This is a genomic window from Bradyrhizobium elkanii WSM2783 (assembly GCF_000472865.1).
Taxonomy (GTDB): Bacteria; Pseudomonadota; Alphaproteobacteria; order Rhizobiales; family Xanthobacteraceae; genus Bradyrhizobium; species Bradyrhizobium elkanii_A.
This window is the reverse complement of the sequence record NZ_AXAP01000007.1, coordinates 1-13,374: the sequence shown is the minus strand read 5'-3', so window position 1 is coordinate 13,374 and position 13,374 is coordinate 1. Positions and strand designations below refer to the sequence as shown.

Annotated in this window: 11 protein-coding genes and 1 pseudogene; 8 read left to right on the top strand and 4 right to left on the bottom strand. The window is 54.5% G+C overall.

All coding sequences use genetic code 11. The annotated features are described in order from the left end of the window. The first annotated feature begins 7 nt into the window (after nt 1-7). Nucleotides 8-2,362, top strand: a complete 2,355-nt coding sequence (locus tag YY7_RS0108735; RefSeq protein ID WP_155255094.1) for a hypothetical protein — start codon at nt 8-10, stop codon at nt 2,360-2,362. A gap of 92 nt (nt 2,363-2,454) precedes the next feature. Here YY7_RS0108735 and YY7_RS0108730 read toward each other — a convergent pair whose 3' ends face one another. The 3 genes from YY7_RS0108730 to YY7_RS0108720 form a co-directional block, all read right to left on the bottom strand. Then, nucleotides 2,455-2,787 (bottom strand): hypothetical protein, encoded by a 333-nt coding sequence (locus tag YY7_RS0108730; protein WP_155255093.1) that lies wholly within the window; start codon nt 2,785-2,787, stop codon nt 2,455-2,457. Between the two features lie 327 nt (nt 2,788-3,114). Further along, nucleotides 3,115-3,414: a hypothetical protein gene (locus YY7_RS0108725; protein ID WP_155255092.1), complete on the bottom strand. Its 300-nt coding sequence runs from the start codon at nt 3,412-3,414 to the stop codon at nt 3,115-3,117. An 89-nt stretch (nt 3,415-3,503) separates the two neighbouring features. After that, nucleotides 3,504-4,361 carry an HNH endonuclease gene (locus tag YY7_RS0108720; RefSeq protein WP_080663629.1) on the bottom strand — a complete coding sequence of 286 codons (858 nt, stop codon included), beginning with the start codon at nt 4,359-4,361 and terminating at the stop codon, nt 3,504-3,506. Nucleotides 4,362-4,765: 404 nt separating this feature from the next. On the opposite strand from YY7_RS0108720, the gene YY7_RS0108715 reads away from it, so the two are divergent. From YY7_RS0108715 to YY7_RS60140, 7 genes are all read left to right on the top strand, one after another. Then, nucleotides 4,766-6,166 carry a hypothetical protein gene (locus YY7_RS0108715; RefSeq protein WP_155255091.1) on the top strand — a complete coding sequence of 467 codons (1,401 nt, stop codon included), beginning with the start codon at nt 4,766-4,768 and terminating at the stop codon, nt 6,164-6,166. A gap of 515 nt (nt 6,167-6,681) precedes the next feature. Continuing rightward, nucleotides 6,682-7,224 carry a hypothetical protein gene (locus tag YY7_RS0108710; RefSeq protein WP_028162906.1) on the top strand — a complete coding sequence of 181 codons (543 nt, stop codon included), beginning with the start codon at nt 6,682-6,684 and terminating at the stop codon, nt 7,222-7,224. A gap of 473 nt (nt 7,225-7,697) precedes the next feature. After that, nucleotides 7,698-8,636 carry an MrcB family domain-containing protein gene (locus YY7_RS56415; protein ID WP_196237237.1) on the top strand — a complete coding sequence of 313 codons (939 nt, stop codon included), beginning with the start codon at nt 7,698-7,700 and terminating at the stop codon, nt 8,634-8,636. Nucleotides 8,637-8,863: 227 nt separating this feature from the next. Beyond that, nucleotides 8,864-9,643 (top strand): hypothetical protein, encoded by a 780-nt coding sequence (locus YY7_RS0108700; protein WP_028162905.1) that lies wholly within the window; start codon nt 8,864-8,866, stop codon nt 9,641-9,643. Nucleotides 9,644-9,671: 28 nt separating this feature from the next. Further along, nucleotides 9,672-10,937, top strand: coding sequence for a hypothetical protein (locus YY7_RS0108695; RefSeq protein WP_155255090.1), 1,266 nt, complete (start codon nt 9,672-9,674; stop codon nt 10,935-10,937). Between the two features lie 75 nt (nt 10,938-11,012). Next, on the top strand, nt 11,013-11,555 hold the full coding sequence (locus tag YY7_RS0108690; RefSeq protein ID WP_028162903.1) for an NYN domain-containing protein: 543 nt from the start codon (nt 11,013-11,015) through the stop codon (nt 11,553-11,555). 232 nt (nt 11,556-11,787) lie between these two features. Next, entirely contained in the window at nt 11,788-12,363 is a 576-nt protein-coding gene (locus YY7_RS60140) for a hypothetical protein (protein WP_155255089.1), read from the top strand. 27 nt (nt 12,364-12,390) lie between these two features. Here the strand turns inward: YY7_RS60140 and YY7_RS51075 are convergent. Further along, nucleotides 12,391-12,834 (bottom strand): annotated as a pseudogene (locus YY7_RS51075) (IS21 family transposase); the annotation flags it as partial. Nucleotides 12,835-13,374 lie beyond the last annotated feature (540 nt).

Below are 13,374 nucleotides of genomic sequence, written 5' to 3'. Positions count from 1 at the left end.
ATGACGTATGCAGCAGATCGGCGCTAGAATGGAAACCTGTAGGGTCAACGTTTGCTATCGACCGATCCGAATTGCTTGGGTGGTTCACTCAGAAGATCGCGATGCGATCCGCCGCGTTGTCAAATTGACCAACGCGTTTTGGGGTGGTCGGTACAATCCGATCGTATTCGCCGATCAGCGGGAAAATGCCAAACAACTAATTGATCTCTTTCGCGCCGATCACATCGTCCCTCTTGGCGACGCACCGGAATTGCAGACCCTCCGCGACGAATACCCACACCTGATAAACCCATTTTTCCATGACCAGCTGTTTGTTGATCGCCAGTTTGGGCAAGCACGATCTTATCTTCTCGATGTTCAAAACGCGCTGCATTACTGGACCAAGCAGCGGGACTGGAGTGGCGCGCGCGAGCATGGATTCCGCCGGATAGTTTGGGACAACGCCGACCCGATGGCTGATGCGTGGTTGTTTCAATTTGGCGCGTTCCCTAACGCCGATGAAATAGGAATCGATTACACCACCATTCTTAGGCAACCTACCGAGGCATCGGACGTCCGAATAGAACCCGCCGCGCCCCTTCCTGACGGAGTTTCTAGCCACCTGACCCTCTCCTACATCAACCGCTACGGCCTTTATCGACATTACAGCGTGCGCGCGGGTCGTGAAAATCCGGGGTTTTTCGTGGGCGATGTATCGAGCAATGAAGACTTGGTGACGTTCTGGAATTTGCGTGCGGCCGACATTCCGCTAGTCTTCGTTGATCTGGCTCACTTAGAAAGATTCGCGGGCGTTCTCCCGAGCTACAAGTATCAACTTCAGACTCGGGGTGTCGGCACACCAGAACCATTACGGCATCTGGCAATCTGGGCCCGAGATGACGCATCAATGGAGCCCGGGCGCGCAAGGCTCGGCGATGATGTGCATGTGTTTTCGCGAGTAACTCCCGAACTTTGGAACGGTTTGAACGTTCGTCCGCCGATGATGGTATTGGGCGAAGCCTCAGCGCTGGGCGTCAGAGATGAGAGTAAGGATCGGATAGCCGTTTCGTTTACACTCAATGAAAAACCATTCAGCGGCGAACCTTGGTTTTACACACAGCATCTTGTGGCTTCCCTCAAGCTGTACGGCGTTAGCGATGAGCAGCATACTTTCACGCCGCCCTATGTCCCCGAGTTAAATGAAATGGCGGGCCGCGCCATGCTGCTCGAATACGATAAGATGCGATTAGAGCCCGATCGCGTCGGCGTCATCGTTAATGCGACTGATCACGATGTAACTCTTCGCGCACTGAGTGTGTCGGAGGTGATTAGACATACATTCGCGCTCTGTGGCCTAAACGCCGAACCTAGCAATGGCGGACTCATCACGCGGCAGCTCGCTTCCCGTATGGGCGGATATAATGGAGGCCGGGCCTTCAAGATCCCGGGTGTTCGGCGTTTGATCAAAACATACGGTCCTAATGCGTCATTCTCAAAAAGAGCGGCATTGCAAACAATCGGCCGCGCTAATTCAATCACTGGCGCTCGCTTTTCCGATCACGAACGGCTTTACATCGAGCCGCGCCGCGCCGGTCCGCTTACCCCCATAATGGTGTTCGAGCATCTCGTTGCCAAAGGCCTTTTTCGCATTGGAGTTGATCTTCTGTGCCCGAGCTGCAATCTACCAAGCTGGATTCCACTGGAAACTCTTACGCGGAGCAACACGTGCGAATTGTGTGGAGCAACCCACGACTCGGCGCGTCAATTGGTCAACGCAGAGTTTTCGTATCGCCGAAGTGGAGTTCTGGGAATCGAGAAGAACGCTCAAGGCGCTATACCTGTCGTGCTATTACTACAACAGCTTTCCGTGAACCTGCGTCACATTGGGCACGAGGTATTGCTTGCTCCATCGTACAATCTGCGGCCAATGGCCGATCGAAATCTGCCGGAATGTGAGACGGATTTTGTTGTAATCTATCCCGAAACGTATCCTGACCCACCCTCATTAATTATCGGCGAATGCAAAGACGAAGGCGACCGCATTAACCAAAGGGACATCGATAATCTGAGGGCGGTAGCCGATGCTGTTCCAAGAAGATTTGAGCCCTATATCTTGTTAGCGCGGCTTACACCTTTCTCGCCCGAAGAGATCGCTCTTGCGCGCACGCTGAATGCTCCGTTTCGCAGAAGGGCTATCTTGCTCTCGGCGCGTGAACTGGAGCCGTATCACATATATGATCGAGTAAACGCGGAACTGAACACTAGGTTTCGCGGCACGTCGCCAGAAGAACTTGCGATGGCGACCCATCGAATCTATTTCGAGCGTCTGGCCGACGAGCAGGAGACTGCAGCATCTAATCGGGCCGACGACAGGCCGGGTTAGGTGGGGATCACTCCGCGTTGCTGAAGCGAGTATAAGAACGTCGATGACCTTCGATCGCGGCCATGGCTCGACGGAAGTGGCTGAGCTTGCCCTCAATTGATCTCGCGCCGCTCCAGCAGCCGCGACAGTTCAAAATCGCTGGTCTTATGGGCGCGGAATGCGTGTCGCGAGTCACGAATTGCGGCTCGGTGTTCAGATGCGCGCACGCTGGTCGCGCCTCGGAGTTCGGCGAGCTGCAATTCGACACTCCGGATGTTTTCGGGCCGCACCTTCAACAGCAGACCTCCCGGCGGTTCCGTCGCTTTCAAACTCGGCAACGAAGTCTGGGCCAAGGCAGATGGAGCGCGATCATCCATCCCGGCGCCAAAAAGGGCTCTCTCTGGTTTTTTCCGGACAATTTCTTTTGGATAAAGAACCCCCTCCAAAATCCAGACTCGTTTCGCAGACTCCGGAGTTGGCCAGACAGGCTAAGAGACGGAAATGATACGGTTTATTCAGGCCACGCCTTCTCCCACAACAAGGGGAGAGGCGGCGCCCCGCAGGGCTCTCATGCGATCACCAGTGGTGTAGGTGAAAGTGTATGTAACTGTGAACATGTACAAGAGAGTTCTTATTTTATAAGTAGATACGAATCTTTATGGCGGACACTCTCTCCGCCATAGAACCGGATTATCATATTGATTTATATGAGACATCCGCATCGCTATCAGCGATGGCCCCCAAATCAGTCCCCAAATGGTGCGCAGCCACTGCTATTTGGTTGGCGGAACAGGCCCGCAAATAAGCACCGGCTTGTTTAGCGGTTCGAATGATTCGCCCCGAATGATCGCGAACAGTTCGGCGTCGGACAGCGCTTCCACCGAAACGTCGCCGCGCTCGATGGTCTGCGCGCACTTACCGTCCAACCTATCCCCGATCTCTTTGATGGCTTGCAAATCGCCGCCCTCTGCCATCTCGATTAGTTTTCGCGCGATGGCGCGCAAGTGGCGATGATCATTGGCAGCGCGGATTTCCATCCGCAGCGCGTCAGCAAACGGCTTCTGTCGGTTCAAGCTGCCAATTGGTCTGCCCATTTGCCGCCTCCTAGACGTTTGAAGCTTCAAGCAAATCCGTGACGGAACTATGGTAGCTCAACTCGACCTTAGGTCGCCATGTCGGGAACTTTGCCGTCCGCGTAATGCTTTGCGAACGTGATCAAGTGCTGCGAGTCTTGAAGGTCGATGTTGCCAACAACAACCGTGTAGGAAGGCATTCTGGTCTTTGAGAACAATCTTATGTTCACCCGAATTTGCAGAACCGTCGGGCTTAAAACTTGCAAGAAGATATCAGTAATATGATCTCCGTCAGGGATTGGTTCTGCAATATCCCAACTTCCACCGACAGTATAAAAATAGTCATCGGAACGGCCGAGAATTATATCAAGTCCAAGCGGGCTGAAACCAGCAATGCCCCATTCCGCGACAACGTATCCATAGGCAATTTTTGCAAGAAGGCGAGCAAACGGATAGGGCTGCGCTCTCAGTTTGTGATGGCCATTCCAGTCAGGGTGCCTTCGTCGCATTTCCGCTTCGGCGTCGTGATCTCCAAGGATCTCCATCGTCCATCGCAGGTGGTCGGTCCCAAACGGAAGTCCTGTAAGGATGCGAGGCTCGCCGAACTTGTATAAAGGAACCGGCGAGGGATAGTCCGCCACAGGCACCTTCATTGATCTGCCGTCATGCCGATAAACGATGACGTGCGTCTTGCGCTTTTTCTTATTCCGAGTTGGAAATTCACGTTTTGCGCGAAGGAAACCCCATTCTTGGCTCAGGACGGGAGTTTCGATTTCCCGGTTTATGATCCTCTCGCAAGTTTTGCATGACGCCTCGGGTAAAATAAGGTTTCCGCCAAGCGCCAGCGGAATGATGTGCTCGTCTCCAAATTTACTCACGCCCGCGGGCAATTTGGTTTCGCCACAGTAGATGCATTGTCGTATCGGCGGGTAAAAATGATTTTGCAAGGCACACCCTGTGAAATTTCATCAGACGAAGAAGCGTCGCAAAAAAAGCATCGTGTAAAACGGCACCCTCGCCATTCAAGAGTATTGCCCCTACGGGGCGCTCCGCGCAATTACTGCGAAGTGGCTCGGATACGTGAGAGCGCTGCGCAGGCCGCGCCGCCGTGACGCTCTATGATCCGCCTAAAAATAAAAACCCGTTTCCACGCCAGCAAGTAACGCTCCCATTCGCAGGGTACTCTTCGCACAACACTATGTTCATTTCGATAAGGGCCTTTTGCGCAACGAACATGCGAAAATAATCTTGACGAAAACCTAGGGCGGGCCTGTCGCAAGTTGCGAGCCAGCGATACTAAGACTGGATCGATCCACAACCTGCGCGACAGCAAACCATGCCGTGGCACCCAATGTCTGGAAGAAAATCGCTTCAGGGACGCTTGAGTGACAAGCTAGGCTCGCTACTGACCTTTTTCGGCACCGCAATTGCTTGGCCATTTTACCGCTTACTAGACTTGGCGCTCTGGAGGCGACAAAAGTACTACGACAAGTTATCACGCCACTGCGTCACGGCTTGTTTTGTGGAATGCTGGACGCTCATTTTCGAAAAAAAGCCCATAGACAGTACATCGCCAATCTTCGAAGGCATCTTCAATTCGATCAACCATTTTACTCGGACGGCAAGTGAACAGCGTGGTGATTTCAACGCCTTTGAGCATACACTACTTCGCAGTCGGTTCATTACGTGGGTCTTGCGCGATTCCCCAAAGCCTGACGATACGAGCGCTATCGCATTTGCATCCGAGCACAACTTAAACCCGACTATCGAAAAGTACGTAAATTTACATAACTACGTTGCGTTTATTGCTGCGCAAGAAATTCGACCGCTGGAAGAACTTGCAAAGGAGCGACCAAGCGCTGAATACTGGAAGGGTACCGTTTGGTTTAAGGATTTGCCCGACCCACTCAACGAAACGACAAAGCCCCGATCAGTGGGTAAGTTTCTGCGAGCAAACGTTGTTCGGCTGCAATCCGAACTCGCGCAAAGTAACTACATCAAGATCGATTTTTCTTTTTCCGACCTTTCGACACTGCTAGCCCTGCTCGGCACACTGCTTGTGGTGCTTGGCTATACACGCGTGTTCATTCTAGGAAAGTACTTTGGATTTCCCTTCCAAGAGTATTTTGGCGTGTCGGACTATCTTTCGCGAAGTCTCAATATTACCGGACAAGTGTTGTTCAGTGCCATGCTAACAGCCGCATTCGGCTTTACCTATCTCTCTAGCGCAAACGCTTATTCGCTGACCCAAGAGGATTTGCGACGCAAATCCGTGCCCGGCAGAATTGATAGCATCACTTGGCATATTGTCGGCTTATCAAGCCTTCCTGCTTTGGCGTTTCACTACTACATGGCAGGAGTGGTTGACCCATTGCTCGCATTGGCGGGAATGATTTACGTAGGATCGTTCGTGGTTGGGCGCATGAGTGCGCGATACTTTGAAAATCCGCTCAAAGCATTTCTCCTCGTTAGTTTGATTTTCTTAAGCTTCGTGAACACAATTTCGGGCGTCATTCTTGAAATCAACTCGCTCAACCGCCCAAGTGAAACAAGTCCAAGGCGTATCGTAAAATTCAGCGATGCGGAGTATCAGGAAACGGATTGGCAATTCATAGCCTTCACGAGTGACTACGTAATCATGAGGAACCGGCAAACTCAGCAAGTACTGGTTCGTGCGCGCTCCGACCTCAAGGTCGTAGAGAGCAATGCCGCCGGAGCAAAAGCTTCCAGTCCTGCCGGACCGATCCCTTAAACAAAAAAGCATGCTTCACGTCGAAATTTTCCCCCACGGTGGGGGTGTCCGTAACGTCCCTACCTGCTTCTTGATCCTTGTCCCCGATGGGAATCCGGAGGTCATTGGGTTAAATGCAGGCGCGCCGGTTTGGTAGCCGGTTACGGTCACCCAAAGTGATGAGCCCGAAGCCGGATGCTGGCCTCAGTCTCGACCACATGAGCACTGTTCAGGACCGCGATCAGGCCACTAAATCGAGGTATGACCGGCTGAGGCCTGTGTAGGCTCGTTATTTCCGTGCCAGCACGGCAAGGCGGCGGTGGCCACTAGGCCCTCCCAGCGCCCATCCGAGAGACATGGGCCGCATCCTGTTAACGGCCGCCTTGAGGCATCAGGGATGGCCGGCGGCGGTACTTTGGTCTGGAGTAGGCGTCAGTTTGAAAACTGACCCCTGTGGTTAATTCTTGATGACGCTCGCCTGGCTCCTGCGAACGAAAAGGAGAACGTGATATGACGCGGTAGGCTGGGGCGGTAGCATGCGGCGGAAGATTCGACGTTGGGTGGCGATTACTGTTCAGGTCGCCAGCTATGTAGGTTTTGCGTTTTCGGCGATCTGTACCTTTTTGGGTGCGGCGCCAACCGAGATCGTCGCTACTGTGATCGGACCCGTTTGGGTCGCTCGCCTTCTCTCGTTTAGGGAAGGCGTCTTAAACATGACGCAGGAGCAAGCGCGCTGGTTTTTCGTGATTATTGGCGACCTATCCTTCGGCACGTCGCTTTACTTTTTGTTCTATGTCTATTTCTCCAAAAGGCTCGCAAAAATCTACGTTACTCAAACCGAGCACGAAGCGGTGATCGAAAGAATGAAGGCAGACGTTCAATCGGTAAGCGACGATTTCGATGACCGGTTGACTGAACAAACCCAAAGAATAGAGACTACGACTAAGGAAAGTCGCCAGATGTTGGCGGAGGCAAAACAACGCGAGCGCTCCGCGCGCAGAATTCATGACATGACCTACAAGTTGCTACAGAAGGTTCGGGCCGCGAAAAAAGGTCCATCTTCTACCTCTGAACAATAATCTACGCCTGCGATTTCTCCCTGATCCACTCCAACGCATCATGCTTGCTGGTAAAGCCAAGGAACTGTCCACTTCCCCGCCGCGCCCCAGAACGCTGGCGGAGTGGCCCTTGCCGATGGCGTATGCCGCGCTACGAACTGACCAATTCGCAAAGCCGCCGTTTCACAGCTTCACCTTTGTGGCGCTCTATCGCGCCACTGACGGCCTCTCCTCATCGCTGTCGCGCGGACCAAGTTGCCGGACCGTCGTCAATTATACGGCATAAATGCACCGCCCTCTCAATGAATGCTGGAGATGGCCTCAAGCCGGCAGCATGTTGTTGCTAGTTACACAATCGGGGCTCGGAATTCCTTTGACATTCATCGTCCAACAATAGATTGAGAAAAAACCACAATACAACTCGGTCCACTCGACGAATTGTGGAAGTACCCGTTTTGGGATCAAGAAAGCCTACAATGCCCTTACGAGATACCTTGCAACGTATCATCACGGAATTTCCTGAGGCCCGGAAACACCCATTGGAAGCCCACCCGCTAGCTCGCTTCATGAGAGGCGAAGGCAAACAAGCAGCAACGGAAGGTCTCGGCGATCAGGGGAGTGGCCTTATTGTTCAAGCCAGTCCGGGACAAGGAAACTGGGCGGCTGTTCCGTGGATTGCCGTTTTTGACCCTGTCGTGACCACGAGCGCCACACGCGGATACTATGTGGTTTACTTATTTCACGCGACGGAGCCAATTGTTTTTCTTTCGCTGAACCAAGGCACGACTTCCACCCGACAGGAATTTGGTTCAAGGACGCGCGACATTCTAAGCGACCGCGCTTATTTCGTTAGAAAACGATTGCCGGAATTCGTGTCGGCAGCCCCAACAATCAAGATTGAGACAGGGTCTGATGCTCGGCTTCCCGGAGACTACAGTGCGGGTCATTGTTTGGGATTCAGTTACAGTCTTGCCGAGTTGCCGAGTGAACCGGTGCTGCGAGACGATCTTCAATTATTGATCCGCGCCTATCGAGCGTTGACATTTCGGGGTGGCCTGGACGCCGACACCGATGCAGACATGGAGGTTTCAGATTTCAACCTTCCGGACAACGCGACCATAACTGAAAAGAGAAAGTACGTCTTACACAAGAAGATTGAAAGAAATGGCACGGCAGCAAAGGCGGCGAAAAAGTATCATGGCACGGTCTGCCAAGCGTGTAATTTGGACTTTTCCGCTCGCTATGGGGACATCGGCCAAGGCTTTATAGAGGCTCACCACCTTACGCCCATCAGCGCACTGACAGAGGGCGTCGCCGTCCAATACAACATCGCCAAGGACTTTGCAGTTCTATGCGCGAATTGTCATCGCATGATCCATCGTACCGACGACCCGAGCGACATCGTTACATTTCGGGGGCGCTTGAAGAACTAGTGGTTGACCTACACCGTGCGTGTAATCGGGCCACTGTCGCTTGGCAGTGCACTGCAAGCGTTAAATGCCCAATCCCGAGGTCATGTTGTTCTCGTTTGTGGTTTGGAAAACCGCTGCACCGTTAATCTGAGAGGCTGCGCTTGATCGCCAAGCAGAAGTCCGCCGAGTAGGTGTCGGGCAGGTCAACAGCAATCGGCTAAATTGCAATCTCAACATCGAGTGTCATCGTGTCGGGCAAGAAACAACATCATGTTCCCCAATCCTTGCAGCGCGGATTTCTTTTCGACCTGAAAGCCGAAAAGACTTATGTCCATCGCAGGAACGGCGGCAACTTCCCCGCATCAATTAGCGACGTGCTGGCGCAGCGCTACTTTTACTCGCGCCTGTCGAGCGACGGCAGCAAAACGCTCGACGACATGATCACGGAATACGAGAACAGGTTGGGCGGCCTGCTGATAAAGCTGCGCGCCATTCAGATTGATGGCAAAGCGGATGCCGATGTCGCTGCGGAAGTCATCGCTCACCTGACGCCGCGCAGCGCCAACTTGCGTCGCATTTTCGGCACCGGCATGGAGGGGCTTGTGACGGCGGCAGCCGAAGCCTTCGCCGACGAAGACACTGTCGCCACCATGCTCGGCTTGGCGGAGCCGGTGCCAAACCCGACGTGGAATGAGCATGCCGCGCGCATGCTAGAAAACGAGTCTCATCTCAAAACGCAGCTCGGCCTGTTGCCGATCCCGAAGGTCGTGCTCGACAGGGCAATTTTTATGATGGCGAAAGAATACTTCGTCGGCAACTTTGACGCCGTAACTCTCGGCTTCGCGGAGCTGTTCACCGCCCTAGTTGGCGGCCTCGATGGCATGGTGCGTGAGGCCCACATCAAGGCGCTGGGCGACGGGTCGGTCGCGGAATCACGCAAGACCTCTTTAGAGGAGCTTGAGTGGCACGTTCGCGCCGCGCCGCCAGAGGGGCGCGATCCTGCCCGATTGCGTGGCACTTGGCGTTGATGAAGCGGGCGGGATATTCGTTCCGTACATGATGACCAAGACGAAGTTGGTTTCCGCGGTGGTTATGCCTCTCACGTCGGAAAAGCTGCTCGTGGGCGTCCGACCCGGACATGCCGCGCCCGATCTCGCCAACTTCAATCACGACGCCGCATCTTGTAGCGAGGAACTTTTCATCACTGCTTCACCAGCACCGATCTTCGCGGAATTGGGCGTGAGCATGGGCGCGCGCTGGACAGGTCAAATCGATGCCGTCATTCAGAACGTCCTGAAAGACGTGCTTCCGAACAAGACGTCAAGCGAAGGCGGCGGCGAGCCGCTTCCGCTGCCGCCGCTGAGCTATCAAATGTCCTTTATTAGCCTCGGCACTGAAGAGGAGGTCGCGCCGCTCAGCGAAAAGACGCAGCGCCTCGTCGGGCAACTCCGGCCACTATTCGATCTCGACCGCTTGGATGGCATCACTTTCGCGGCGGGCTTTCAGTCCGCGCTCTCCGAGATGGAGCGCGGGTTCGACGTCAATACGACCCCCGAAGGAATCCCCGACCACATCGCGCAAGGAGTGGCCACTGCCTTGGTGGTGCGCGAAGGCGCCACCAAGGTACGCATCGTTCTAAATGCCGCCTATGGCCTGTCTCTCGTCGGCGAAGAGCAGCAAGACGCCGAGGTGGCGCTTCATCTTCTCGTGGCGGGGCTTGCGCAGGCCTCCACGCTGAGCCAGATCGAGAAGGCTCTTCCTGGTTTTCTCATGGAGCCCGTCATGATTAACGATCATGATGGCGTATTGCATTGCGCTGTCCGCAAGGCGTTGCGCGCCTATCGCTACGCGCGCGACAGCGCCGAATTCGGGGCGGATGATCTGGTAGAGCAAGAGTTCTCCAAATACCTGATCTGCTCGTTTGATACCGCCTATACGAACATCGCGAAAGCGAAGGAAGAGCACGCAGCTAACGAGAACTTTCCCGAGCTCTTTGAAGCTACGCTGGGAGCGGCGTCCGACATTTTGATCAGCGCCGCCCGGCTCGTCGGCCATCGTCACGGCATGGGTAAAATGGAATTCCCAGCCCCCGAAACAGAGGTGGGCGCTGCAATGGGTTTACGGCAGCTCACCAGTTGGATTGAGGTGTTCTCCAAAGACCTCCAACACTTCTGGCAAAAGGAGACTTGGACGCGCGGCGACTTCTACGACCTCAACATCCATGCCGAGCGCGTGCTGTGCGCGAGCGGAATCATTCTCTGGCGCGATCCAAACACGCAGGGAACGATGATAATGGCTGTACCGCCGCAACCGCCGACGTAGCTGGGTCGTTTGCGAATGCTTTGACCAAGTCGCCCTTAGGCTGTAGCGTGCCCTTATCTCGTGCAGGGGGGCATCATGGCTGACTACATCTATGTTGATAATTCAAACCTTTTCATCGAAGGCCGGCGGGTCGCCGCAGTGAAAACCGGTAAGGCCCCGAGCATAATCGAGGCAATGAATCAGAAAATATTAGACCCGACATACAACATCAGCTTCGGCAAGCTTCACTCGTTCCTCACCGGCGACGATCTCTCGAAGATCAAACGTGCGATCTTGTTTGGCTCGAGGCCACCGCCGAATGACAGTATCTGGAAGCATGCAGAAAAGGCAGGATTTGACCTACAACTGGAAGATCGAAATTTCTCTAACAAAGAAAAGAAGATCGATACCGCCATCGCAACCAAGATGACGAAGGATGCCTACAAACAAGGAAAAAAGGACGAGGATCTTTTCGTTCTTGTTGCTGGTGACAGGGATTATGTGCCGACGCTGCTCGAACTCGCTGAGGATGGATTTAAGGTCGAAGTCGTGTTCTGGGGACATTGCGCGCGAGAGCTTCGAGACGCGGCGTCAAATTTCATCAACCTCGACCCGCATCTCGAAAACCTTCGCTTTTAGTGGCGCGCGGGTGATTATTGCTCAATGTGATCAAGGTATAGGTTGGCGACCCGGCGAATAGGCCGAATGGAGACGCGCGATGCCTGGAAGAAGAATGAAAGGGTTTTGATGCGAATCGGTGCTTGCGAAGCGAAGTGCTTCTCCGGCAGGCGTGCCAGAAGGCGTGTAAGGTGTTTTCCGCCACGTGATCCTAGATGCGCTCGGCATGAATAGGACTGACAACAGAATCGACATGAACAATGATCGTTTGCTGCACGAACTGCTGCCATATCGGATGCAAGCTGTCGCAGTTCTCAATCGGGCATTGAAGCTTCAAGCGACCTTGGGCGCTGCGCCCATGAATATCTACGCCAACGAGAAGTTAGTGATTGAGGGAAACCTAAACGCATTCACGAATCCGGCCATCGAGGCTGGCCTGATGCACTGTCGCGCGTTGTTGGAATTTCTAGGCTTATGCATGATTGGCGACGGACGACTTGGCAATATTAAGAAGCGTCGCAGTCGCGATGTCGGCATCGAAAATTTCAGCAACTCTAGCGGCAATCTTAAGAAAGTCGCTCCTGACGAAGTTCTGAACCGCTATCCAAGACCACGGGAAGAAGCGGAAAATGCTTTGCTCGCTGTTTTTCAGCTGACGAACAAGGGTCTTGCTCACGTCACGGAAGATTTGACCGAAAACGCAGAGCATGGATCGCTAATTGAGATCGCGAGCCGTGGTGTCCCCTCGCTGATGGTGAGCTATCTCTATACGCCGCTTGGTCTGCCGGAGCCCGATTACAAACTCACTCACCGGCCGCGTAGCGACTGATCGCCATCCCGAGCGGTGCGCGGCCATCGTCGTGGTGCCGCTCAGCAAGACCACCTCGTGGCTCCAGTCGAACTGGTAGGCTTCGCCTGGGGCAAAGCTCAGCGGGACATAAGCGGCGGCCGTCGATTGCCCGCGTTCTTTGCTCCACCGCCTGGCGTAACGCCGCACCGCATCGTAACCGCCGTCATAGCCGCGGCCGCGCAGCTCTTCGAAGATCCGGATCANCGTCAGCTGTTCACGAGCCGATTTAGCCGCGTTCGCCGCCAGCAATCCGTCAAGCTCTACTGCCCATCGTCCCAGCTTTGGCCGCGGCTGCACCTGCCGCTCCTACTCGAAGGAGGTCTCTCCAGACCTCAGCACCTTCCGAACCGTGTTCCGCGACACCTTCAGGTCACGGGCGATCTCCTTGATCGTCTTGCCCTTGATGAAGTGCTCGCGCCGGATCCGGGCAATCGTTTCCACGATCAGCATCCCCCACCACCTGCTTCGTTCCAAAGCAGGCAGCGCAACAGACCAATCTGTAGGGGGTCAATTTTGGACGCCGATCCCCCGGCTTAGGGGGTCAATATTGCAGGCCGAATGACACCTGAATTTGCCGCGAGCATTGAGCGGCTGAAAGCTCGTCCATGGAATGAGTCCATCGTCCAGGCGTATGAACAGGGCTCGATAGCCACGAAACCGGCGGCGCCCCCCGCGGCTTCCCCGAAGCCACTAAAAGCCTCTCGTTTAGTTCCGCGGCAACGGCCGCGGTCACCCAATCGCCAAGCTTCGCGAGATCGACGGCGGCGGCTCGGTGGGTCCAGCGCTCTGCCTGATACGCTTCGGCATTGTTATACCGAAGGACAGCGGGCTGTTCTTTGCATCATCGCAGGCGAGATCAAGCACCACGGCGTATGCGATTTGCCGATCGACAAAATAGCCGCGCTTGCCGGCGTCTGCCGGACCACCGTCCAAACCACTTTGCATGAAGGCCGCCGGCTGTTCCATCTCAAGGTCACCGAGCGTCCGATG